Raw genomic sequence first — 23,130 nt, 5'->3', positions numbered from 1 at the left:
GCCACCGATGACCACCCTCACCAGGGGTACCGACACCCTCACCCGCGACGCCCTCGCCGTCCTCCAGCCCGGCTTCACCGGCACCACCGCCCCCGACTGGCTGCTGCGCCGCCTCGGCGAGGGGCTGGCCTCCGTCGCCCTGTTCGGCCGCAACATCGCCACCGCCGAGCAGGTCGCCGCGCTCACCGCCCAGGTGCGCGCCGAGCGCGACGACGTACTCGTCGCCATCGACGAGGAGGGCGGCGACGTCACCCGCCTGGAGGTGCGCACCGGCTCCTCCTTCCCGGGCAACAACGCCCTCGGCGCGGTCGACGACCCCGACCTGACCCGGGCGGTCGCCGCCGAACTGGGCCGCCGCCTCGCGGCCTGCGGCGTCGACTTCGACTGGGCGCCCTCGGCCGACGTCAACGCCAACCCCGACAACCCGGTGATCGGCGTACGGTCCTTCGGCGCCGACCCCGCCCTGGTCGCCCGGCACACCGCCGCCTACGTCACCGGCCTGCAATCGGCGGGTGTGGCAGCGTGCGCGAAGCACTTCCCCGGGCACGGCGACACCGCCGTCGACTCGCACCACGCGGTGCCCCGCATCGACGCGGACGCCACGGTGCTGGCCGAACGCGACCTGGTCCCCTTCCGCGCCGCGATCGCCGCCGGCACCCGCGCGGTCATGAGCGCCCACATCCTCGCCCCGGCCCTGGACCCCGACCTCCCCGGCACGCTCTCCCCACGGGTCCTGACCGACCTCCTCCGCGGCGAACTGGGCTACGACGGCCTGATCGTCACCGACGGCATCGAGATGCGGGCCATCGCCGGCGCCTACGGCATCGAACGCGGCACCGTCCTCGCGGTCGCGGCCGGCGCCGACGCGATCTGCGTGGGCGGCGGCCTCTCGGACGAGGACACCGTACGGCGGCTGCGCGACGCCCTGGTCGGCGCCGTGCGCTCCGGCGAGCTGCCCGAGGAACGCCTGGCGGACGCGGCCGGGCGGGTCCGCGCCCTGGCCCGCTGGACGACGGCCGCCCGGGCCTCGGTACGGCCGGCCGCGCCCGACGAGGAGGTGGGCCTGCGCGCCGCCCGCCGCGCCCTGCGCGTCACCGGCGCCGCCTCTTCCGCCCCGCTCACCGCGCCGCCCTACGTCGCGCAGCTCACCCCCGCCCCGAACATCGCGGTCGGCGACGAGACCCCGTGGGGCGTCGCCGCCGAGCTGCTCCGGCTGCTCCCCGGCACGCGGACGGGCAGCTTCACCGGCCCGGAGGCCGGCGCCGAGGTGCTGCGGGCGGCCGGGGGGCACCGGGTGGTGGCCGTGGTCCGCGACGAGCACCGCCACCCCTGGATGGCGGCGGCCCTGGACACCCTGCTGGCCGCCCGCCCCGACACCGTCGTGGTCGAGATGGGCGTCCCGCAGGCCCCGCCCCGCGGCGCCCCGCACCTGGCCACCCACGGCGCGGCCCGGGTCTGCGGCCGGGCGGCGGCGGAGGTCATCGCGGGCGTGCGGGCATGAGGAAGGCGCCGGTCCCCCCTCCCGTGGGGGCCGGCGCCTTCCCGTACGTGGCTCAGATCCCCTGCCACCGCGGCTTGTCGGCGTACGTGTGCCGGAAGTAGCCGGCCAGCCTCAGCTTCGACGCGGCGGCCTCGTCGACGACGACCGTGGCGTGCGGGTGGAGCTGGAGCGCCGAGGCCGGGCACACCGCCGCGACCGGTCCCTCGACCGTCGCGGCGACCGCGTCCGCCTTGCCCTCGCCGGTGGCCAGCAGCACCAGGTGCCGGGCCTCCAGGATGGTGCCGATGCCCTGGGTGATCACGTGGTGCGGCACCTGCGTGATGTCACCGCCGAAGAAGCGCGCGTTGTCCACCCGGGTCTGCTCGGTCAGCGTCTTGATCCGGGTCCGGGAGGCCAGCGAGGAGCACGGCTCGTTGAAACCGATGTGCCCGTCGGTCCCGATCCCCAGCAGTTGCAGGTCGACCCCGCCGGCCTCGGCCAGCGCCCGGTCGTACGCCGCGCACGCCGCCGGTACGTCCGCCGCCGTGCCGTCGGGCCCCAGGAACGCGTCCATGCCGATGCCGAGCGGCTGGAGCACCTCGCGCCGCAGCACCGACCGGTAGGACTCGGGGTGCTCCGCCGGCAGCCCCACGTACTCGTCGAGCTGGGCTATCCGCGCCCGGGAGGCGTCCACGGCACCCGCGCGCGCCTTCGCCGCCAGCGCCTCGTACACCGGCAGCGGGGTCGAGCCGGTGGCCACTCCGAGCAGGGCCTCGGGCTTGCGCCTGAGCAGCTGTGCCATGGCCTCGGCGATCAGCTCGCCGCCCGCCCTGGCGTCCGGAACGATGACAACTTCCACGCTGGCCTGCCGTTCTGAGGAGGGGGACTCGGGAACACCCGGGAAGGGCCGGGCGGTGTCATGTGGTTTAGACCAATCCTCAGAACAATTTAACAGAGCGACCCCTTACCGGCCCCGCGCACGACCCGTCCGGGCTAGGCTGCTGCCGACTGCTCGGACGTCCGAGCAGTCGTGGGGAAGCGACAACGCGAACCCGTCCCCGTGCATGGACACCGACAGTGGTCCAGTCCACAATGGGCTCGTGCTTCCGCTCTCCCCGCACAGGAGGGCGGACCGAGGAACCGGAGCTCTCTGCCCTGACTGCCCCGGCTCCTCGGCCATCGGCCGACCGGGACCGCACAGCCCGCGGCCGTTGTCGCTCCGGGCTGCGGTGCCGGGAGGGTTGAGGGTCCCTCCCAGGCGCCGCGGCCCGCGGGTGTCTTCGGGGCCGGGGCCGGGGAACGGCTGGTTCCGTCCGCGGCCCGGGCCGCCAGGTACGCTCACCACGTGCCCTCCATGAACGAACTCGTACGCCAGCACACCGCCCTCGACAGGTCCGACCTGGAATGGCTGCACCTGCTGGTCTCGGAGTGGCAGCTCCTCTCCGACCTCTCCTTCGCCGACCTGGTCCTGTGGGTGCCCACCCGTGACGGCACCCGGTACGTCTCCGTCGCCCAGATGCGGCCCAACACCGGCCCCACCTCGTACCAGGACGACATGGTCGGCCATCTGGTCCCGCGCGGCCGGCGCCCCATGCTGGACATCGCGCTGGACGAGGGCCGGATCGTGCGCGAGGGTGACCCGGAGTGGCGCGAGGAGGTCCCGGTCCGCATCGAGTCGATCCCGGTGCGGCGCCAGGGCCGCGTCCTCGGCGTGATCGCCCGCAACACCAACCTGCTCACCGTGCGCACCCCGAGCCGCCTGGAGCTGACCTACCTCCAGAGCGCCTCCGACCTCGCCCAGATGATCGCGGCCGGCGCCTTCCCGTTCGAGAACCAGCAGGTCGACATGGACGCCTCGCCGCGTGTCGGCGACGGCCTGATCCGGGTCGACGGGGAGGGGATCGTGCAGTACGCCTCCCCGAACGCGCTGTCGGCCTACCACCGCATGGGGCTCGCCGCCGACCTGGTCGGCCACCACCTGGGCCGTACCACCGCCGAACTCGCCCCGACCCACGGGCCGGTGGACGAGGCGCTCGCCAAGGTGGCCAGCGGCTGGGCGCCGCGCGAGTTCGAGATCGAGGCCGCCGACGGCGTGATCCAGTTCCGCGCCATTCCGCTCAAGCCCAAGGGCACCCGCATCGGTTCGCTGGTGCTGCTGCGGGACGTCACGGAACTGCGCCGCCGCGAACGTGAGTTGATCACCAAGGACGCCACCATCCGGGAGATCCACCACCGGGTGAAGAACAACCTCCAGACGGTGGCCGCCCTGCTCCGCCTCCAGGCGCGGCGCATCGAGTCCGAGCGGGGGCGCGAGGCCCTGGAGGAGGCCGTGCGCCGGGTCGGCTCGATCGCCATCGTGCATGAGACGCTGTCCCAGAACCTGGACGAGCGGGTGGAGTTCGACGAGATCGCCGACCGGGTGCTCGCGATGGTCGCCGAGATCTCGCCGGGCAAGGTCGCCGGGCGGCGCACCGGTCACTTCGGCATCCTGGACGCGGAGGTGGCGACCCCGCTGTCCATGGTGCTGACCGAGGTGCTGCAGAACGCCCTCGAGCACGGCTTCCGTGAGGGCGACACCGGCACGGTGGAGGTCTCCGCGGTCCGCGGCGGCACCTCGAAGGAGTCACGGCTGCTGGTCACCGTCCAGGACGACGGCGTCGGTCTGCCCGCGGACTTCGACCCGCACCGCTCCGGGAACCTGGGCCTCCAGATCGTCCGGACGCTGGTGGAGGGCGAGTTGAGCGGCTCCTTCGACATGGTCCCGGCCCCGGAGGGCGGCACCCGGGTGATCTTCGACATTCCGGTGCGCTCGCGGAAGTAACGGCAGGGGCCGGCCCGGAAGCCGGTGCGGGAGCCGGTGCGGGAGCCGGTACGGCATTCGCCACGGGGATTCGCCGCGGTTATTCGCCGCAGGGTTCGGTGCGATTGTTCGCCGCGGGTGTTCGGTGCGGCGATCCGGTGCGGTGATCGGTGGTGGCTCGGCGCAGCAAAAAGCCCCGGATCGACGATGATCCGGGGCCAGTGCTCGCTGCGGGGTACTGCGCGCTGCGGCTCGGGGGCGGGGGATGCGTACTCGCTGCACGCGCCGCCAAGCTCAGGCTGTCGCGGGGCGGGTGGGTCAGGCGGAGGCCTGACGGGCCCGGTTGCGGGCGGCGCGGCGCTTCATGGCACGGCGCTCGTCCTCGCTGAGACCACCCCAGACGCCGGAGTCCTGACCGGACTCGAGCGCCCACTGCAGGCACTGCTCCATGACGGGGCAGCGGCGGCAGACGGCCTTGGCTTCCTCGATCTGCAGCAGCGCAGGACCGGTGTTGCCGATGGGGAAGAAGAGCTCGGGGTCTTCTTCGCGGCAAACGGCGCGGTGACGCCAGTCCATGGCTGCTACCTCTCCTTGGTATTACATGCAGATTGCTTGTGAATGTGAACGCTTTCACGAATCCCTCAACAAGGGAAGGGCCGACCACCAGGTTCCCTGGCGTGGTCCTTGATTCGAAGAGGGGTTCCGGTGATCTGTGGAGGCCGATGTTGCGGGCCGTCCCGATCGCCACGTAGAGACTCGCAAACCTCAGCGGCGGATACAACCCCTTCCGGAAAGTTTTTTTTGATTCTTCGGTGTCGACTAGGTCACAGCCGTACTTCCATGGGGTGGATCCTGGCCTAAACGTTCGAGTGAAAGGACTTTCGCTGCTTCTGCTCACACAATCACACGCAGTGCACGGCGTACGCCTGTGAACGTCACGCTCGTGCGCAGCCCCAGGTGGTCACCGTCCATCTGGAGGGGCAGCGGCACCTTCGAATGCAAGGTGAACTCGGACATGTCGTGCAAGGAGACCGCGTGTCTGCCCCGGGGTCCGCGCTCGGGGGACGAAGCGAGCAACTGGGTGCCATACCGGGCAACCGCGGCCGTCGTCATCCGGCTGAGACCGAGCACGTCGAGGCCCTTGTCGAACGAGGCTTTAGGTGACGCGTACATCGGGTGATTGCCCAGGAACGTCCACGGCGAGGTGTTCGAGACTATGGACAGCACCAGACCGGTCACCGGGTCCGCGTCCGGTCGCGACAGCGTGATCGTGCCCTGTCGGCGGTGCGCCTCGCCGAAGAACTGGCGTACCACCTGGCGGACGTAGAGCGCGTGGGTGGACTTCTTGCCGCGCTCGCGGTGCTGTTCGACCCGGCCGACCACGCCGGCGTCGAAGCCGAGTCCGGCGTTGAAGGTGAACCAGCGGGACGGCACGGTCTCGTCGTCCGTGCCCGGGGTGCCGGAGGCCATGCCCAGTCCGACGGTCCGCTCGCCGCCCTCGCGCAGGGCGTCCAGCAGGGCGCCGGTCGCCTCCACCGCGTGGTTGGGCAGGCCGAGGGCGCGGGCGAAGACGTTGGTGGAACCGCCGGGGACCACCGCGAGGCGCGGGAGGCGGTCCGGGTCGGGGCCGGCGTGCAGCAGGCCGTTGACGACCTCGTTGACCGTGCCGTCGCCGCCGAGGGCCACCACCAGCTCGATGTCGTCGCTCTGCGCCGCCTGCCGGCCCAGGTCGCGCGCGTGGCCGCGGTACTCGGTGGTGACCGCCTCCAGCTTCATCTCGCTGGCGAGCGCGTGGATCAGTACGTCGCGCGTGCGCGCACTCGTGGTGGTTGCCGCCGGATTGACCACGAGGAGTGCACGCATGGGTCCGAGCGTACCTACTGGGTGGTACCGGGCCCAGACCGATCGGTGGATCAGGCGGCGCGGCCGACGTGAACCTCGCCACGGGGTGTTCCGGTGGCGGTGGGGAAGGTGTTGCGCAGTGCGTCGGTGGTGGGGAACGCGCCACGGGGCGCCCGGGCGGTGGCCGGCCTCGGCGGCGGGGCGGCCGGTGGTCGGGCGGCCGGGTGGTGGTCGGCCGGTGGCAGGGCAGCCGGTGGCAGGGCGGCCGGTGGCAGGGCGGTCGGGCGGTGGCCAGGTGGTCGGTGGCAGGGCGGTCGGCCGGTTGGCCGGGCGGCGGCGTGGGCTCGCCACGGGCGGCCGGACGGTGCGGGCTACCCTGCTGGGGTGAGCAGTGAGCCGACCCCCAGCACCGATGGAGCCTCCCCCGCCGGGGAGGCGGACGCCCGTCCCGCCCGGCTGACCGCCGCGGCCGTACTCGCCGGACTGGAGGGACTCGCGCTCGTCGTCGGCGGGGCCTGGATGCTCGTCGGCGGCCTCACGGGGCACCCCGACAGCCGCTCCCAGGCCGTCACCGGCGGCATCACCCTGATCGTCCTCGCCCTGCTGCCGCTGCTCGCCGCCCGCGGTCTGCTCGCCCGGCGCGGCTGGAGCCGGGGCCCGGCGGTGATCACGCAGATCATGGCGCTGCCGGTGGCCTACAACCTGCTCCAGGCCGACAGCGTCGCCATTCCCGCCGGGATCGTGCTGGCCGTGGTGGCCGTCGCGGCGCTCGTCCTGATCGTCCACCCCGAGACCACCCGGGCCCTCGGGATCAGGGGACCCGGGGAGCCGCGGAAGTAGCACGGGCGGCACAGGGGGCGGAAGCGGCGGCGGGGCCGCGGCTCACTCCTCCACGAGCAGCTTCTCCCGCAACTGGGCCAGGGTGCGGGCCAGCAGCCGGGAGACGTGCATCTGGGAGATGCCGACTTCCTGGGCGATCTGCGACTGGGTCATGTTGCCGAAGAACCGCAGCAGCAGGATGCGCTTCTCCCGAGGCGGCAGGTCCTCCAGGAGCGGCTTGAGCGACTCCCGGTACTCCACGCCCTCCAGCGCCTCGTCCTCCGCGCCGAGGGTGTCGGCGACCGCCGGGGACTCGTCGTCGGTGTCGGGGACGTCCAGCGAGAGCGTCGAGTACGCGTTGGCGGACTCCAGTCCCTCCAGGACCTCCTCCTCCGAGATGGCCAGCTTCTCGGCCAGCTCGTGCACGGTGGGGGAGCGGCCGTGCAGCTGGGACAGCTCCGCCGTCGCCGTGGTCAGCGACAGCCGCAGCTCCTGGAGCCGGCGCGGCACCCGCACCGCCCAGCCCTTGTCCCGGAAGTGCCGCTTGATCTCGCCGACCACCGTCGGGGTCGCGTACGTGGAGAACTCCACGCCGCGCTCCGGGTCGAAGCGGTCGACCGACTTGATCAGGCCGATGGTGGCGACCTGGGTGAGGTCGTCGAGGGGCTCCCCGCGGTTGCGGAAGCGGCGGGCGAGGTGCTCGACGAGCGGCAGGTGCATGCGCACCAGCCGGTTGCGCAGCTCCGCGTACTCCGGGGTGCCGGCGTCCATGCGGCGCAGCTCGGCGAAGAGGGCACGGGCCCCGCCGCGGTCCTGCGGGTCGTGCCGGCCGTGCTGTTCCGGCACGCCCCGCGCGCCGGGCACCTCGTCCTCGGATCGTCGCTCGTGCTCGCTCATCGTCCCGCCCGTAGCCCTTTCCGGAGCCCTCGCCTCCGATCGGCCGGGCGGGACGGGATCGCCCCCGCTCCGCCCGTCCGAAGGCACGCTCTGCGCGGCGCCGTCCCGCTCCCCGGCCCGCTGTCCGCCGCCCGGGACGCCGGACTGGGCACCGGTCTCCTCGGGATGCGGACGGGCCTGCTCGGGGATGCCGTCGATGCCGCCCGCCCTGCTCCGGGCTCCGCTCGCAGGATGTTCGCCCTCGGCCGGCAGCCCCCGTGTGCCGCGCTCCTCGTCCCGCACCGGCCCGTCCTTCCTCACGCCGGCCCGGGTCCCGCGCCGCGCTGTTTGTAGAGGCTGATCGACACGGTGTCGTCCTCGTCCACGGCGGAGGAGACCTTGCCCGCCAGCGCGGACAGGACGGTCCAGGCGAAGGTGTCCCGCGAGGGCGCGTGGCCGTCGGTGGTCGGCGCCGACACGGTGACCTCCAGCGAGTCGTCGACGAGGCGGAAGACACAGCTGAGCACGGAGCCGGGCACGGCCTGCTGGAGCAGGATCGCGCAGGCCTCGTCCACCGCGATGCGCAAGTCCTCGATCTCGTCGAGGGTGAAGTCCAAACGGGCCGCGAGGCCGGCCGTCGCCGTACGCAGCACCGACAGGTAGGCCCCCGCGGCCGGCAGCCGGACTTCGACGAAGTCCTGGGTCGCGGGCTCGCCTGCGAACTGGGACACCCTCACCTCCAAGGTGGTACAAGCGTTTCAGGGCCGAGGGTCGCCCCTCGGGTAACGCGGTGACGCGATACGTGGTTCAGTGGTTCAGCGGTGACGTTATCGCGCTCCATGCTTTCCTGTCCCCGAGACCCCAACCCCTTGCTGTCACTCATAGTAAACACATGAATACGCACAGTGGCTAGGGGTTGGGCGGGACCAAATCGGAAGAGCGTGCGCCGGGTTGACGTACCCAGACGTCAGGCGGTCGAACCGTACCCTCCCGCCGCCCTTCGGTCCCTACACGAGCATGTGGTCGACGAAGCACCAGCGCCAGTCCTCGCCCGGCTCGAAGGTGCGCATCACGGGATGCCCGGTCTGTTCATGATGCCCCGTGGCGTGCCGTTTCGGGGAGGAGTCGCAGCAGCCGACATGGCCGCAGGTGAGGCAGAGCCGCAACTGCACCGGGTCCGTGCCCTCGGCCAGGCACTCCGGGCAGGTCCCGCTGAGCGGCTCCGGCTCCGGGTGCGGCAGCGCGTCGGCGTGCGTGCACTGTTTCATGATTGCCAGGTTACGACGGGCGCGCGGGGGACCGCGCGGAGGAAGAGGGCGGGCGGGAACCATGGACGTGATGCCGCTGCTGTCGCTGGTGGCGGGGAGCGCGGCGGTGGCCGCGGCGGGCCGGCGCGCACCGGTGCCCGCGCCGCTGCTGCTGGTCGCGGCCGGACTGGCGGTCAGCTACGTCCCCGGCGTGCCCGACTACACCCTCGACCCGCACGTCGTGCTGCCGCTGCTGCTGCCCCCGCTGCTGTACACGGCGGCCACCGACAGCTCCTACCTGGGCCTGCGCGCCCAGCTGCGGCCCGTCGCCCTGCTCTCCGTGGGCTACGTGCTCTTCGCGACCTGCGTCGTCGGCTGGGCCGCCTGCCTGATCGTGCCGGACCTGCCGCTGACCGCCGCCCTGGTGCTCGGCGCGGTGGTGGCACCGCCGGACGCCGTCGCGGCCACGGCCGTCGCCCGCCGGGTCGGACTGCCGTCCCGGATCACCACCATCCTCCAGGGCGAGTCCCTGGTGAACGACGCCACCGCGATCACCGCCTACAAGGTGGCGCTCGCGGCGGCGGTGGGCGAGGGCGCCACCTGGGCCGGCGGGATCGGCGAGTTCCTGGTCGCCGCGGTGGGCGGCGTCGGCGTCGGACTGGTGCTCATGGTGCCGCTGCACCGGTTGCGCGCCCGCCTGAGGGAACCGCTGCTCCAGAACACGCTCTCCCTGCTGATCCCCTTCGTCGCCTACGCGGTGGCGGAACAGGTGCACGCCTCCGGGGTGCTGGCGGTCGTCGTCGTCGCCCTGTACCTCGGCCACCGCGCGTGGGAGGTGGGGTTCGCCACCCGCCTCCAGGAGGAGGCGGTGTGGAAGATGGTCGCCTTCGTCCTGGAGTCCTCCGTCTTCGCCCTGATCGGCCTCCAGCTCCCCGTGGTCCTCAAGGGCCTCGGCGCGTACGAGGGCGTCCGGGCCGCCTGGTACGCGCTCGCCCTCTTCCTGGTGGTGGTCGCGGCCCGGTTCGTGTGGTGCTACCCGGCGACCTTCCTGCCCCGCGCCGTCTCGGCACGCGTGCGCGCGCGTGAGGAGGACCCGACCTGGAAACAGCCCTTCGTCATCGCCTGGGCCGGCATGCGGGGCGTGGTCTCCCTGGCCATCGCCTTCTCCGTCCCGCTGACCGTGCACGGCGGCGAACCCTTCCCCGAACGCAACCTGATCCTCTTCCTCACCTTCACCACGGTCATCGGCACCCTGGTCGTCCAGGGCGTGACGCTGCCGCCGCTGATCCGCCTGCTGGACTTCCCCGGCCACGACGTCCAGGCCGAGACCCTGGCCGAGGCCAACGCCCAGGCCCAGGCGTCCCGGGCCGCCGAGCAGCGCCTGGACGACCTGCTCGCCGACCCGCGCAACGCTCTGCCCGGACCGCTCGCCGAGCGGCTGCGCACGGTCCTGGAACGCCGCCGCAACGCCGTCTGGGAACGGCTCGGCCGGGCCGACCCCGTCACCGGGGAGACCGTCGACGACACCTACCGGCGGCTGTCCAGGGAGATGATCGGCGCCGAACGCGAGGTCTTCGTCAGGCTCCGGGACGGCCGGCACATCGACGACGAGATGCTGCGCACGCTGCTGCGCCGGCTGGACCTGGAGGAGGCGGCGGCGTACCGGGAGACGGTGTGACGCCTACGGGAACGGCCGGCCGGTGACCACCGCCGCCAGGGTCGTGCCGCGCGGGAAGGCGCCCTCCTCGGTCAGCGTGAGCAGCGCGTACAGCATCTTGGCGACATACAGGCGCTCCACGGGCAGCCCGTGGCGGCGTTCGAAGCCGGCGGCGAAGGCGTCCAGCTCGTCGGGCACGCGCGCGTAGCCGCCGAAGTGGAAGCGGTCGTCCAGGCTCCAGGCACCGCGGGGCCCGCCGAACGCCCGCTCCTGGAGCCGCCGCACGTCGCCCTCCAGGAAGCCGCCCTTCAGCACCGGGACGCCGAGCGCCCGCTGCCCGGGGCCGAGACCGGCGGCCAGCCCGGCCAGCGTGCCGCCGGTGCCGCAGGCGACGGCGACCACGTCGGCCCGGCCGGCCAGCTCCTCGCCGAGGGCCCGGCAGCCGCGCACCGCCGCGGCGTTGCTGCCGCCCTCGGGCACCACGTACGCCTCCGGCGCCCCGGCCGCCGCCAGGAGGGCCGCCAGGGTCTTTGGCTCGGTCTTGCGGCGGTACGTCGACCGGTCGGTGAAGTGCAGCCGCATGCCGTCGGCGGCGCACCGCGCGAGCGAGTCGTTGAGCGGGCGGCCGGCCAGCTCGTGGCCGCGCACCACGCCGACCGTGGCCAGGCCGAGCAGCCGCCCGGCGGCGGCGGTGGCCCGCAGGTGGTTGGACCAGGCCCCGCCGAAGGTCAGCACGGTACGGCCGGCGGCGGCCGCGAGGTTGGGCGCCAGCTTGCGCCACTTGTTGCCGGTCAGCGCCGGATGGATCAAGTCGTCCCGCTTGAGCAGCAGCCGCACGCCCCGCCGCTCGAACCGCTCGTCGGCGAGCTCCCGCACCGGCGAGGGCAGCCGGGGGCCGAGGGCGGTCAGGCCGGGTACGTCGTCGCTGGTCACCCTGCCATTGTCACCCCGGTGCGCCGGCGGCTCGGGGCCCGGTCACTTCAGGCGGTCCCGGATGCGCTCGCGCATCGCCTTCATGGTGAACCCGCGCGGGTCCACCTTCCCCGGCTGCCATTCCAGGTGCCCGATGACGGACCGCTCGTTCCAGCCGTGGTGGCGGCAGACGGCCGCGGCGGCCTTCTCGATGGCCTCCAGCTGCTTCTCCGGCCACGGGTCCTCGCCGTCACCGAGGTTCTCGCACTCGAACCCGTAGAAGCGGGCGTTGCCGTCGGTGTTCGCCTCGTTGTCCTTGGGCAGCCCCTTCTCCGCGATCACCGCGCGCAGTACGTCGTCGTCGCCGAGGCCGGCGTGGTTGGCGCGGCCGTAGCCGACCAGGTGGACCCTGCCGTCCTTGGTGATGACGCCGTGGCACAGCGGGCCGGGCAGCCCCTCGTAGCCCTTGCGGCAGATGTCCACGGTCCGCGCGCTGCCCTTGGTCACGGTGTGGTGGATCATCACGCCGTGGACCGGGCCCCAGGCGCCCTTGGAGTTGCGGTTGTGCGTGCGCCAGTCGCCGACCTCGACGACCGTGAGGCCCTCGGCCTTCAGCGCTCTGAGGAAACTGCTCGCGGACATCGGTGCGGCCATCACCGGCTCCTTCGCTCCGCGCGGCCGCCCGACGCGACCGCCTCGTACGGTGCTTGTACCAAAACGGAGCCACGTCTACCGCCTGTCCGGTCTCCGTACGGTCTGTTTCGGACAACGTCCTTTTCCGACAAGGGCGTTGCGCCGGGCCGCGGAGCCCCGGGAGCGCGGGACCGAAGGCCCAAGTCTGCCCCGGGGGCCGGTGTCCCATTCCCGCTCTTTCGGGTAATAGCACCGGCACGCCGGGTGAGGAAGGCTGAGGCCCGCACATCGATGCCCGGCGCGGGTGCGCCGGGCATGACCGGGAGGGCAATTCCTTATGTCGGTAGGCGAAGAGGTCCGCACCGAGCAGACCAGGCCGCAGCAGAGCCTCGGCACGGCGGCGGCGCGGAACCTGGCCACCACCACCAAGTCCGTTCCCCAGATGCAGGAGATCAGCTCGCGCTGGCTGCTGCGCATGCTGCCCTGGGTCGACATCCAGGGCGGTACGTACCGTGTGAACCGGCGCCTGACCTTCGCCGTGGGCGACGGCCGGGTGACGTTCGTGAAGACCGGCGACCGCGTCGAGGTGATCCCCGCGGAGCTGACCGAACTGCCGGCCCTGCGGTCCTACGAGGACGACGAGGTGCTCTCGGAACTGTCCCGCCGCTGTGAGCAACGGCAGTTCGGACCGGGCGACGTCATCGCCTCGTTCGGCAGCCCGAACGAAGAGGTCCACCTGCTGGCGCACGGCAAGGTGGAGAAGATCGGCACCGGCCCCTACGGCGACGACGCGGTCCTCGGAGTCCTCGCCGACGGCGCCTACTTCGGCGACCGGGCCCTGCTCGACGGGGACGCCATCTGGGAGTACACGGCCCGCGCGGTGACCGCCTGCACCGTACTGGTGCTGCCCCGCCAGGAGGTGGAGCAGATCGCCGAGCGCAGCGACTCCCTGCGCGAGCACCTCCAGCAGCGCCGCGCCGAGCCCCGGCAGGCCACCAACAAGCACGGCGAGAAGGCGATCGACCTCTCCGCCGGCCACAGCGGCGAACCCGACATCCCGCACACGTTCGTCGACTACGAGGCCAAGCCCCGCGAGTACGAACTGAGCGTCGCCCAGACCGTCCTGCGCATCCACTCGCGCGTGGCCGACCTCTACAACCAGCCGATGAACCAGACCGAGCAGCAGATCCGGCTGACGGTCGAGGCGCTCAAGGAGCGCCAGGAGCACGAGCTGGTCAACAACCGCGAGTTCGGCCTCCTGCACAACTGCGAGTACGACCAGCGCATCCAGCCGCACGACGGTGCGCCCGGCCCGGACGACCTCGACGAACTGCTCAGCCGCCGCCGCGGCACCAAGCTGCTCCTCGCCCACCCGCGCGCCATCGCCGCGATCGGGCGCGAGCTGAACAGGCGGGGCCTGGTCCCCGAGACCATCGACATCGCCGGCAACCGCATCCCCACCTGGCGCGGCGTGCCGATCTACCCGTGCAACAAGATCCCGGTCACCGAGGCCCGCACGTCCTCGATCATCGCCCTGCGTACCGGCGAGGCGGACCAGGGCGTCATCGGCCTGCGCGCCACCGGCATCCCGGACGAGATCGAGCCGAGCCTGTCGGTGCGCTTCATGGGCATCAACGAACAGGCCATCATCAAGTACCTGGTGACGGCCTACTACTCGGCGGCGGTGCTGGTGCCGGACGCGCTCGGCGTGCTGGAGAACGTCGAGATCGGCCGCTGGCAGTGACGCCCGGCGCGTCGTGGTCCCGCCGGCGTGAGGTGAGCGGATGACGGGGGCTCGCGACCGGTCCCCCGGGGCACCGCGGCCCACCGTGACACTGGAACGGCACGTGCCGCCGGACAGGGGCGGGCCCGCCGGGGAACGCGGGCCCGCCGGGGAGAGGGGAGCCGTGGAGCCCGAGGGCGCCGACGGGCACGAGGCGGCGGAGCTGCTGCGGCGGGCGCGGGCCTCGGTCGACCCGGACCTGCGGGCGGCGCTCGCGTCGCTGCCGGGCCCGCTGGGCCGGGTGGCGCTCTACCACTTCGGCTGGCAGGACGCCGACGGGACACCGGCGGCCGGCAACGCCGGCAAGGCGATCCGGCCCGCGCTGGTCCTCGCCTCGGCCGCCGCGCTCGGCGGGCCCGGGGCCAGGGCGGCGGCCGTGCGGGCGGCGGTCGCGGTGGAACTGGTCCACAACTTCACGCTGCTGCACGACGACGTGATGGACCGGGACACCACCCGCCGCCACCGGCCCACCGCCTGGACGGTGTTCGGGGACGCCGACGCGGTCCTGGCGGGTGACGCCCTGCAGGCGCTGGCCCTGCGACTGCTCGCCGAGGACCCGCACCCGGCGTCCGCGGCGGCGGTCGCCCGGCTCGCCGGCTGCGTCGTGGAACTGTGCGTGGGGCAGCAGGCGGACACCGCGATGGAGCGGCGTAACCCGGCCGGGATCACCCTCGGCGAGACCCTCGCCATGGCCGAGTCCAAGACCGGCGCGCTGCTGGGCTGCGCCGCGGCGCTGGGCGCGCTGTACGCGGGCGTCCCGGAGGAGGACGTACGGGCGCTGGACGCGTTCGGCCGGGAGGCCGGGCTCGCCTTCCAGCTGATCGACGACGTCATCGGCCTGTGGGGCGACCCGCACCGCACCGGCAAGCCGGCCGGGGCGGACCTGGCGGCCCGCAAGAAGTCGCTGCCGGTGGTGGCGGCGCTCACCTCCGGCACCCCCGCGGCGGCCGAGCTGGCCGCGCTCTACGCGGCGCCCTACGAGGAGGCCACGGAGGACCTCACCGCCACGGCGCTGCTGGTGGAGCGGGCGGGCGGCCGGGACTGGGCCCAGGCCGAGGCGGCCGACCGGATGGGCCGGGCGATGCAGGAACTGGCCCGGGCCGTGCCCGACCCGGAGGCGGCGGGGGGCCTGCTCGCGCTGGCCGAGTTCGTGACCCGGAGAAACGCCTGAGGTGTGAGAGACGCCTGGGGTGTGAGAAACACCTGGGGTCGGAGAAACACCGGGGCCGGTGTGAAGCCCGGCAGGCACCTGAGGCCGGGTCTGGGAAACGGCAGAGGTCAGAGAGACATCTGGGGCCCGGGAACCAGCCGAGGTCCGCGACCCCGGAGCCCGCAGGTCCGCACGGCGCCTGACCGCGTGCGGCCGCACCGCCGAAGGCTCCGGCCCGACGGGCCCCGCACCGCGACACGCGACATGGGTGCGGGGCCCGTCTCCCGTCCGCGGGCCCCCTCGGGGTGCCCGTGGGCGCGCGATGGTGCACCGATCGCGGCCTGGGGGACCTGGGAAAGCGGAGCGGTCGTCAGGCCTTCTTGGTCTCCCAGAAGATCTTGTCGATCTGCGCGATGTAGTCCAGGGCCTTCTGACCGGTGGCCGGGTCGGTGGACGCCTTGGCGGCCGAGAGGGCCTTCAGGGTGTCGTTGACCAGCTGGTGCAGCTCCGGGTACTTCTCGAAGTGCGGCGGCTTGAAGTAGTCGCTCCACAGAACCGACACGTGGTGCTTGGCCAGCTCCGCGCGCTGCTCCTTGATGATGGTGGCGCGCACCTGGAAGTGCGGGTCGTCGTTGCCGGCCATCTTCTCCTGGACGGCCTTGACCGACTCCGCCTCGATACGGGCCTGGGCCGGGTCGTACACGCCGCAGGGCAGGTCGCAGTGGGCGCTGACCTTGACCCTGGGGGCAAACAGGCGGGAAAGCATGAAGCGTTCCTTCCTCGTGATCGTCTTCTCAGGGGGGACATTACTCCCTGGAGGAGGCGATTTCGCGAGTGCCCCCATGGGCTTGGGACAAAAGTCCGGGGTGAGACTGGGACTGGTGGAGGAATGACCGGGGAGGTGCCGGGTGATGCCGGAGCTGTCGCAGGGGACCGAGCGCGCGAGAGGGACGCTGCCCTTCGGGCCGGCCGAGGTGACCGGGCCGTCCATGGTGCCCACGCTGCACCACGGGGATGTGGTGGTGGTGCACTGGGGGGCGAGGGTCCGGCCGGGCGACGTGGTCGTGCTGCGGCATCCCTTCCAGCAGGACCTGCTCGTCGTCAAGCGGGCCGTGGAACCGCGTGAGGGCGGGTGGTGGGTGCTGGGGGACAACCCGTACGCGGGGGGTGACAGCACCGATTACGGGGCCGTTCCCGAGGAGCTCGTGCTGGGGCGGGTACGGCTGCGTTACCGGCCGCCCGGGCCGGGGCGGCGGTCGCCGTTCGCGCTGGTGCGCTGGGCGCTGTCGGCGGTCAGGCCGGTGCTGTCGGGCCGGTCCGCCTCCAGGCGCTTGCGGGCGCGGTAGGCGGCCACGTTGGCGCGGGTGGCGCAGCGGTCGGAGCAGTAGCGGCGGGAGCGGTTGGTGGAGGTGTCCAGGTAGGCGTTGCGGCACGGGGCCGCCTCGCACAGGCCCAGACGGTCCACGCCGTACTCCGTGAGGTGGAAGGCGAGGCCCATGGCGGCGATGGCGGCGTAGCCGGCCGTGGCGTTGGACGGGTGGTCGGCCAGGTGCATGTGCCACAGGGGGCGGCCGTCGTCGTCGCGGTGGTCGTGGCCGGAGATCTGGGGGCTGACCGGGAACTCCAGGAGGAGGGAGTTCAGCAGGTCGACGGCGAGGGTCTCGTCACCGGTGTCGGCCGCCTCGAACACCGCGCGCAGGCGGGCGCGGACCCCGCGGAACCGGGTCACGTCCGCCTCCGCGGCCCGCCGGGCCGCCGACTGGTTGGCGCCGAAGAGCTCGCGGACGGCCTCGACCGAGGTCAGGGAGTCCTTGCCCCGCTCCGGCTCCTCGGTGTTGACGAGTCGTACGGCGTAATCCGAGTAATAGGCCAGTTCCACTTGTAGTCCTTACGGAGGGGCTCTAGGGTCGTGCCTGCGGTCGGGTAATGGCTGATCGTGGTTTCAGGGTATTACGTGACGGCACCTGAGGAGGGGCTCGATGGCGGACGCGGACACGGCCACGACCGGTACCGACTGGCAGGCCTGGCAGAGGAGCTGGGACCGGCAGCAGGAGTGGTACATGCCCGACCGCGAGGAGCGGTTCCGGATCATGCTGGACATGGTGGAGGCGCTCGTCGGCACGGCGCCGCGGGTGCTCGACCTGGCCTGCGGCACGGGGAGCATCACGGCGCGGGTGCTCGCCCGGTTCCCCGGGGCCACCAGTACCGGGGTCGACCTCGACCCGGCGCTGCTGGCCATCGCGGCGGGCACCTTCGCCGGGGACGAGCGGGTCTCGCTGGTCACCGCCGACCTGAGGGACCCCGCGTGGGCGAGCGGGCTGCCGTACGACTCGTACGACGCGGTACTGACCGCCACGGCCCTGCACTGGCTCCACACCGAACCCCTCGCGGCCCTCTACGGTCGGGTCGCGGAGCTGGTCCGCGACGGCGGTGTCTTCATGAACGCGGACCACATGATCGACGACACGACGCCCCGGATCAACGCGGCGGAGCGGGAGCGGCGGCACGCGGAGATGGCGGCCGCCGAGCGGGACGGCGCCCTCGACTGGTCCCGGTGGTGGCAGCTCGCCGCCGAGGACCCGGTGCTCGCGGAGCCGACGGCCCGGCGGTTCGCCCTCTACGGCGAGCACGCGGAGGGGGACACCCCGCCGGTGGCGTGGCACGCGCGCGTGCTGCGGGAGAAGGGCTTCGGGGAAGCGCGGCCGGTGTGGTGCTCGCCGTCGGACACGCTGCTGCTCGCCTTGAAGTAGGCGGGAGGGGACGTGGGCGAGGGGCGGTCCGCGCGGCGCCGTGCCGCCCCTCGTCCCTCAGAGCACCTTGGACAGGAACGCCTTCGTCCGTTCGTGCCGCGGATCGGTCAGGACGTCGCGCGGGTCGCCCGACTCGACCACCACGCCGCCGTCCATGAAGACCAGGCTGTCGCCCACCTCGCGGGCGAAGCCCATCTCGTGGGTGACGACCACCATCGTCATGCCGGACTCCGCGAGGTCGCGCATGACGTCCAGGACGTCGCCGACCAGCTCCGGGTCGAGGGCCGAGGTCGGCTCGTCGAACAGCATCAGCTTGGGGTCCATCGCCAGGGCGCGGGCGATGGCGACGCGCTGCTGCTGGCCGCCGGAGAGCTGGGAGGGGTAGTTGCCGGCCTTGTCGGCGAGGCCGACGCGTTCCAGGAGCTGGCCGGCGCGCTCCCGGGCCTGGGCCCGCGGTACGCCCTTGACCTGGATCGGGGCCTCCATGACGTTCTCCACGGCCGTCATGTGCGGGAACAGGTTGAAGCGCTGGAACACCATGCCGATGTCGCGGCGCTTGAGGGCGACCTCGCTGTCCTTGAGCTCGTAGAGCTTGTCGCCCTTCTGGCGGTAGCCGACCAGCTCGCCGTCGACGTACAGACGCCCGGCGTTGATCTTTTCGAGGTGGTTGATACACCTGAGGAAGGTGGACTTGCCGGAGCCGGAGGGGCCGATGAGGCAGAAGACCTCGCCGGAGTTCACCTGGAGGTCGATGCCCTTGAGGACCTCGACCTGGCCGAAGGACTTGTGGACGCCCTCGGCCTTCACCATGGGGGTGGTGGTGGCCGGTGTCGCGGTCCGGGTCATGCCGGGACCCCCTTCGGGCGGCGTGTGGGGAGGACGGCGGAGCGGAAGCGCTGGAGCGGGGTCGGCGGGAGGGCGCGGGTCGAGCCCCGGGCGTAGTGGCGCTCGATGTAGTACTGACCGACGCTCAGGACCGAGGTCATGATCAGGTACCAGGCGGCGGCGAGGAAGTACATCTCCACCGTGGAGCCCGCGTTCTGGCCGATGTCCTGAGCCTCCTTGAACAGGTCGTAGTACTGCACCGCCGAGACGAGCGAGGTCGTCTTCAGCATGTTGATGACCTCGTTGCCGGTGGGCGGCACGATCACCCGCATCGCCTGCGGGATGACGATCCGGCGCAGGGTCTTGCCCTGGCTCATGCCGAGCGCGTGCGACGCCTCGGTCTGGCCCTCGTCGACCGAGAGCAGGCCGGCCCGGCAGATCTCGGCCATGTAGGCGGCCTCGTTGAGGCCGAGGCCGAGCAGCGCCGTCAGCAGCGGCGTCATGAAGGACGACCAGTAGTCCTTGTAGACCGGACCCAGGTTGATGTACTCGAAGACCAGGCCGAGGTTGAACCAGACGAAGAGCTGGACCAGGACCGGGGTGCCGCGGAAGAACCAGATGTAGAACCACGCGATGGACGAGGTCACCGGGTTCTTCGACAGGCGCATCACCGCGAGCAGGATGCCGCCGACGATGCCGATGAGCATCGACAGCACGGTCAGGAGCAGGGTGTTCCAGACGCCTTCGAGGATGCGGTCGTCGAAGAAGTAGTCGGGGATCGCAGCCCAGTTGATCTTGCCTTGGGCGAAGGCGTAGACGACGGCGCCCAGCAGGGCGAGGGCGACGACCGCGGACACGTACCGCCACGGGTGCCGGACCGGGACGGCCTTGACGGCCTCCGGGCGGGCGGGGGGAGTCGTGCCGGGACCGTCCGTCTTGCTGACGTCAGCAGTCACGGGTGGAGCCTTTCAGTGCCGAGTCGAACGATGTCGAATCGAACGGTGCTGAGTCGAACGGTGCCGAGTCGGGCGGGCCGAGCCGGGTGGTACCGAGCCGGGCGGTGCCGAGTCGGCCGGGCCGAGCCGGGCGGTGCCGGGTCAGGAGCCGCCGTTGATCTTGGACTCGGTGACCGCGCCGTCCGCGACGCCCCACTTGTCGATGATCTTCTTGTACTCGCCGTTGTCGATGATCGCCTGGACGGCCGCCTGGAGCGCGTCACGCAGTTCGGTGTTGTCCTTGGCCACGGCGATGCCGTACGGGCCCGCCTCGACCTGGTCGCCGACCAGCTCGAAGTACTCGCCACCGCCGGAGTTCTTCACGGAGTACGCGGCGATCGGGAAGTCGGCGGAGACGACGTCCGCGCCCTTGGAGCGCATCCGGGTCTCGGCCTCGGGGTTGGTGCTGAAGTCCTCGATCTTCAGGGTCTTCTCGCCGTCCTTCGTACACTTCGCCGCCTGTTCCTTGGCGAGGTCGTGGGAGAAGGTGTTGCGCTGCACGGCCATGGTCTTGCCGCACAGGTCGTCCCAGGTCTTGATGGACTGGTCGTCGCCCTTGTTGGTGTAGAGGGAGACACCCGCGGTGAAGTAGTCGACGAAGTCGACGCCCGCGCCGACCTTCTTGCCGGTCTCGGCGTCGATGCCCTCCTGGCGCTTCTTGGTGTCGGTCATGGCCGACATGGCGATGTCGTAGCGCTTGGCGGCGAGGCCGCCGATGAGCGTGTCGAAGGTGGCGTTCTCGAACTCGAACGTCACGCCGAGCTGCTTGCCCATCGCCTCCGCGAGGTCCGGGTCGATGCCGACCGTCTTGCCGGAGTCGTCCTTGAACTCCACCGGCGCGTAGGCGATGTCGGAACCGACCTTGATGACGCCCTTGTCGCGGATGGCCTGGGGGAGCTTGTCGGCCAGCGGGGCGCTGCTCGACGACTTCGTGCCGTCGGAGCCGTCGTCCTTGGTCTGGTCGCCGCAGCCGGTGAGCAGCAGCGCGCCCGCGACCGCGACGGCGCCGACCGCGGCGGTGCGGGAGGACACGGCGGTCGTACGACGGGTGGAGCGTGCGGTCATGTGGGTTCCTCCGGCGGATGGGTGGAGCAGCCGATGGGGCGGGGCGTCCGACGGAGGGGCCGGCGGGCGCCGTGGGCCGACGGTCGACGGTCGACGGGGTGCGTGCGGCGGTCGTCGACGGCAGCGCACGGGGGTCGGCTTGGGCACACCTCTTCGAGTGCCGCGACCTCGTGCGATTACGGCATCTTGCCATTCGGACGGAGCCGTTCAGGGGACCTGTGATGTCAAAATCGGATAACGGGTGGTGTCGCGAACCGGAGCAGGCCGGTCAATCGCGACCGAACGTTTGCGGGAATCGATGCTTCCGGCCGGAAGATCTTCGGTGAGGCGGGGCGGGATGGGGCGAGGCGCGGCTTCTCCGGGGTGGTGTCAAGAGTTGTCGGGATGTTGGCCGGAAGTGATGGTGTGGGTCATGTCACTGGCATATGACTGATCGTGTTCGTTATGCGGGCCTCCCCGGGGGCACGCGTGGGCCGGTGTGTGAGCTTGCGCCCATTGGACTCGTCCTGGGGAGCCCGCGTCCGGTATGAAGGTTCTTCACACCCCTCATCCGGGGCTCAGGGCGCGTGTGCGGCGCGCTCGTCGCGTACAGGCCCGTACGCATCAATCACCTGGGTCTTGCGCGGTCCCGCCCGCTCCTCACCCGGAGCGGACACACCCTCACACCATGAACTCTTAAGGGGTACTACGAAGTGGCAGCGGAGATCGTCAATCCTCGCAGCGACAGTGTCGGCGACAGCATCGGCGTCGGCGACAGCATCAGTGACGACGACAGTCCCGGTGTCGGCGGCGGGCTCAGTGCCGGCGGCGTCGGTGGCGGCGTCAGCGGCAGTGGGTCCTCCCTCGACTCCCTCGACTCCCTCGATCTCGATCCCGCGTTCGCCCTGCACCGCGGCGGCAAGATGGCCGTGCGGGCCACGGTGCCGGTCCGGGACAAGGACGACCTGTCCCTGGCGTACACGCCCGGTGTCGCGAAAGTGTGCAGCGCGATCGCCGAGCAGCCGGAGCTGGTCGACGAGTACACATGGAAGTCGTCGGTCGTGGCGGTCGTGACGGACGGTACGGCCGTGCTCGGGCTCGGGGACATCGGGCCGCGGGCCTCCCTTCCGGTGATGGAGGGGAAGGCGATCCTGTTCAAGCAGTTCGGCGGCGTGGACGCGGTGCCGATCGCGCTGGACTGCACGGACGCGGACGAGATCGTCGAGACGGTGGCGCGGCTCGCGCCGTCGTTCGGCGGGGTCAACCTGGAGGACATCTCGGCGCCGCGGTGCTTCGAGATCGAGCGGAAGCTGCAGGAGCGGCTGGACATCCCGGTCTTCCACGACGACCAGCACGGTACGGCGGTCGTGACGCTGGCGGCGCTGCGGAACGCGGCGCGGCTGAGCGGGCGGTCGCTGGGCGAGCTGCGGGCGGTGATCTCGGGCGCGGGAGCGGCGGGCGTCGCCATCGCGAAGATGCTGGTCGAGGCCGGTGTCGGGGACGTCGCCGTGGCGGACCGGAAGGGGGTCGTGTCGGCGGACCGGGACGATCTGACGCCGGTGAAGCGGGAGCTGGCCGAGTTCACGAACAAGGCCGGGCGGAGCGGGTCGCTGGAGGCGGCGCTGGAAGGCGCGGACGTCTTCATCGGGGTTTCCGGCGGGACGGTGCCGGAGGCAGCGGTGGCGTCGATGGCTCCGGGGGCGTTCGTGTTCGCCATGGCCAACCCGGACCCCGAGGTGCATCCCGAGGTCGCGCACAAGTACGCGGCGGTGGTCGCCACCGGGCGGTCGGACTTCCCGAACCAGATCAACAACGTGCTGGCGTTCCCGGGGATCTTCGCGGGGGCGCTGCAGGTGCGGGCCTCTCGGATCACCGAGGGGATGAAGCTGGCCGCGGCGGAGGCGTTGGCCTCGGTCGTGGGGGACGACCTCTCGGCGGAGTACGTGATTCCGTCGCCGTTCGACGAGCGGGTCGCGCCGGCGGTGACGGCGGCGGTGGCCGCGGCCGCCCGGGCGGAGGGGGTCGCGCGTCGCTGACGGGTGGCTTCTCGAACGGTCCCGTCCTGGGTGGGCGGGGCCGTTTTGTGTGGGGGCAGGGGGCTTGCGGGTGCGGGGTGCCTGCGGCGCTTGGGCGGGGGGTGCCTGCGGCGCCTGTGCGGGGTGGGGTGCGTGTGTGCCTGCGGCGCCTGTGCGGGTTCGGTGGGGGTGCGGGTAGCGCCCGGGGTGCGGTGGGTGGGTCGGGGCCGGGGGGGGGGGGGGGGGGGGGGGGGGGGCCGCGGGCGCCGGGGGGGCGGGGGGGGGGGGGGGGGGGGGGGCCC

General features: G+C 72.3%; 21 protein-coding genes and 1 pseudogene. 9 read left to right on the top strand and 13 right to left on the bottom strand.

Features of this window, described 5'->3' with window-relative positions:
- Positions 1 to 7 precede the first annotated feature (7 nt).
- Entirely contained in the window at positions 8 to 1,501 is a 1,494-nt protein-coding gene (locus tag ACY1JF_RS06835) for a glycoside hydrolase family 3 protein (protein ID WP_462704078.1), read from the top strand.
- Positions 1,502 to 1,553: 52 nt separating this feature from the next.
- On the opposite strand, the gene nagB is transcribed toward ACY1JF_RS06835, so the two are convergent.
- A complete protein-coding gene (gene nagB, locus ACY1JF_RS06830; protein WP_462704077.1) occupies positions 1,554 to 2,339 on the bottom strand; it encodes a glucosamine-6-phosphate deaminase in 786 nt (261 codons plus the stop codon).
- Positions 2,340 to 2,834: 495 nt separating this feature from the next.
- Here nagB and ACY1JF_RS06825 point away from each other — a divergent pair, with 495 nt between their 5' ends.
- A complete protein-coding gene (locus ACY1JF_RS06825) occupies positions 2,835 to 4,301 on the top strand; it encodes a sensor histidine kinase (RefSeq protein ID WP_462704277.1) in 1,467 nt (488 codons plus the stop codon).
- Positions 4,302 to 4,598: 297 nt separating this feature from the next.
- Here the strand turns inward: ACY1JF_RS06825 and ACY1JF_RS06820 are convergent, their stop codons facing one another.
- Together ACY1JF_RS06820 and ACY1JF_RS06815 are read right to left on the bottom strand one after the other, a co-directional pair.
- Positions 4,599 to 4,856: a WhiB family transcriptional regulator gene (locus ACY1JF_RS06820; protein ID WP_003973730.1), complete on the bottom strand. Its 258-nt coding sequence runs from the start codon at positions 4,854 to 4,856 to the stop codon at positions 4,599 to 4,601.
- A gap of 318 nt (positions 4,857 to 5,174) precedes the next feature.
- Positions 5,175 to 6,143 (bottom strand): diacylglycerol/lipid kinase family protein, encoded by a 969-nt coding sequence (locus tag ACY1JF_RS06815; protein WP_462704076.1) that lies wholly within the window; start codon positions 6,141 to 6,143, stop codon positions 5,175 to 5,177.
- 363 nt (positions 6,144 to 6,506) lie between these two features.
- On the opposite strand from ACY1JF_RS06815, the gene ACY1JF_RS06810 reads away from it, so the two are divergent.
- Positions 6,507 to 6,962, top strand: a complete 456-nt coding sequence (locus ACY1JF_RS06810; protein ID WP_462704075.1) for a hypothetical protein — start codon at positions 6,507 to 6,509, stop codon at positions 6,960 to 6,962.
- Between the two features lie 42 nt (positions 6,963 to 7,004).
- Here the strand turns inward: ACY1JF_RS06810 and ACY1JF_RS06805 are convergent, their stop codons facing one another.
- The 3 genes from ACY1JF_RS06805 to ACY1JF_RS06795 form a co-directional block, all read right to left on the bottom strand.
- Positions 7,005 to 8,120 carry an RNA polymerase sigma factor SigF gene (locus tag ACY1JF_RS06805; protein WP_462704276.1) on the bottom strand — a complete coding sequence of 372 codons (1,116 nt, stop codon included), beginning with the start codon at positions 8,118 to 8,120 and terminating at the stop codon, positions 7,005 to 7,007.
- Positions 8,121 to 8,134: 14 nt separating this feature from the next.
- Positions 8,135 to 8,548 (bottom strand): ATP-binding protein, encoded by a 414-nt coding sequence (locus ACY1JF_RS06800; protein ID WP_462704074.1) that lies wholly within the window; start codon positions 8,546 to 8,548, stop codon positions 8,135 to 8,137.
- Between the two features lie 276 nt (positions 8,549 to 8,824).
- Positions 8,825 to 9,085 (bottom strand): UBP-type zinc finger domain-containing protein, encoded by a 261-nt coding sequence (locus ACY1JF_RS06795; protein ID WP_462704073.1) that lies wholly within the window; start codon positions 9,083 to 9,085, stop codon positions 8,825 to 8,827.
- Between the two features lie 61 nt (positions 9,086 to 9,146).
- On the opposite strand from ACY1JF_RS06795, the gene ACY1JF_RS06790 reads away from it, so the two are divergent.
- The gene (locus ACY1JF_RS06790) at positions 9,147 to 10,742 is read left to right on the top strand and encodes a Na+/H+ antiporter (RefSeq protein WP_462704072.1); all 1,596 of its coding nucleotides are present in this window, start codon (positions 9,147 to 9,149) and stop codon (positions 10,740 to 10,742) included.
- A 3-nt stretch (positions 10,743 to 10,745) separates the two neighbouring features.
- On the opposite strand, the gene ACY1JF_RS06785 is transcribed toward ACY1JF_RS06790, so the two are convergent.
- Both ACY1JF_RS06785 and ACY1JF_RS06780 read right to left on the bottom strand, forming a co-directional pair.
- Positions 10,746 to 11,654, bottom strand: coding sequence for a 1-aminocyclopropane-1-carboxylate deaminase/D-cysteine desulfhydrase (locus tag ACY1JF_RS06785; protein ID WP_462704071.1), 909 nt, complete (start codon positions 11,652 to 11,654; stop codon positions 10,746 to 10,748).
- A gap of 42 nt (positions 11,655 to 11,696) precedes the next feature.
- A complete protein-coding gene (locus ACY1JF_RS06780; RefSeq protein ID WP_462704275.1) occupies positions 11,697 to 12,275 on the bottom strand; it encodes an N-acetylmuramoyl-L-alanine amidase in 579 nt (192 codons plus the stop codon).
- A gap of 328 nt (positions 12,276 to 12,603) precedes the next feature.
- Between ACY1JF_RS06780 and ACY1JF_RS06775 the strand changes: the two genes are divergently transcribed.
- Together ACY1JF_RS06775 and ACY1JF_RS06770 are read left to right on the top strand one after the other, a co-directional pair.
- Positions 12,604 to 14,010 (top strand): family 2B encapsulin nanocompartment shell protein, encoded by a 1,407-nt coding sequence (locus ACY1JF_RS06775; protein ID WP_462704070.1) that lies wholly within the window; start codon positions 12,604 to 12,606, stop codon positions 14,008 to 14,010.
- A gap of 40 nt (positions 14,011 to 14,050) precedes the next feature.
- Positions 14,051 to 15,220: a family 2 encapsulin nanocompartment cargo protein polyprenyl transferase gene (locus tag ACY1JF_RS06770; protein ID WP_462704069.1), complete on the top strand. Its 1,170-nt coding sequence runs from the start codon at positions 14,051 to 14,053 to the stop codon at positions 15,218 to 15,220.
- Between the two features lie 349 nt (positions 15,221 to 15,569).
- Here the strand turns inward: ACY1JF_RS06770 and sodN are convergent, their stop codons facing one another.
- The gene (gene sodN / locus ACY1JF_RS06765; RefSeq protein ID WP_462704068.1) at positions 15,570 to 15,965 is read right to left on the bottom strand and encodes a superoxide dismutase, Ni; all 396 of its coding nucleotides are present in this window, start codon (positions 15,963 to 15,965) and stop codon (positions 15,570 to 15,572) included.
- Between the two features lie 145 nt (positions 15,966 to 16,110).
- Here sodN and sodX point away from each other — a divergent pair, with 145 nt between their 5' ends.
- Positions 16,111 to 16,545: a nickel-type superoxide dismutase maturation protease gene (sodX, locus tag ACY1JF_RS06760; protein ID WP_462704067.1), complete on the top strand. Its 435-nt coding sequence runs from the start codon at positions 16,111 to 16,113 to the stop codon at positions 16,543 to 16,545.
- On the opposite strand, the gene ACY1JF_RS06755 is transcribed toward sodX, so the two are convergent.
- A complete protein-coding gene (locus ACY1JF_RS06755; RefSeq protein ID WP_462704066.1) occupies positions 16,428 to 17,078 on the bottom strand; it encodes a CGNR zinc finger domain-containing protein in 651 nt (216 codons plus the stop codon). The two genes, sodX and ACY1JF_RS06755, sit on opposite strands and share 118 nt — an antisense overlap.
- Positions 17,079 to 17,178: 100 nt before the next feature.
- On the opposite strand from ACY1JF_RS06755, the gene ACY1JF_RS06750 reads away from it, so the two are divergent.
- A complete protein-coding gene (locus ACY1JF_RS06750) occupies positions 17,179 to 17,949 on the top strand; it encodes a class I SAM-dependent methyltransferase (RefSeq protein ID WP_462704065.1) in 771 nt (256 codons plus the stop codon).
- Between the two features lie 57 nt (positions 17,950 to 18,006).
- On the opposite strand, the gene ACY1JF_RS06745 is transcribed toward ACY1JF_RS06750, so the two are convergent.
- From ACY1JF_RS06745 to ACY1JF_RS06735, 3 genes are all read right to left on the bottom strand, one after another.
- On the bottom strand, positions 18,007 to 18,795 hold the full coding sequence (locus ACY1JF_RS06745) for an amino acid ABC transporter ATP-binding protein (protein WP_462704064.1): 789 nt from the start codon (positions 18,793 to 18,795) through the stop codon (positions 18,007 to 18,009).
- Positions 18,792 to 19,730 (bottom strand): amino acid ABC transporter permease, encoded by a 939-nt coding sequence (locus tag ACY1JF_RS06740; RefSeq protein ID WP_462704063.1) that lies wholly within the window; start codon positions 19,728 to 19,730, stop codon positions 18,792 to 18,794. Before ACY1JF_RS06740 ends, ACY1JF_RS06745 begins: the two co-directional genes overlap by 4 nt.
- A 141-nt stretch (positions 19,731 to 19,871) precedes the next feature.
- Positions 19,872 to 20,834 carry an ABC transporter substrate-binding protein gene (locus ACY1JF_RS06735; protein ID WP_462704062.1) on the bottom strand — a complete coding sequence of 321 codons (963 nt, stop codon included), beginning with the start codon at positions 20,832 to 20,834 and terminating at the stop codon, positions 19,872 to 19,874.
- Positions 20,835 to 21,682: 848 nt separating this feature from the next.
- On the opposite strand from ACY1JF_RS06735, the pseudogene ACY1JF_RS06730 reads away from it, so the two are divergent.
- Positions 21,683 to 22,849 (top strand): annotated as a pseudogene (locus ACY1JF_RS06730) (NAD(P)-dependent malic enzyme); the annotation flags it as partial.
- Between the last annotated feature and the right edge of the window lie 281 nt (positions 22,850 to 23,130).

Source organism: Streptomyces sp. SYSU D01066-1, from assembly GCF_054956795.1.
Note: the sequence above shows the minus strand (reverse complement) of the source record. Positions and strands in the feature narration are given on the sequence as shown.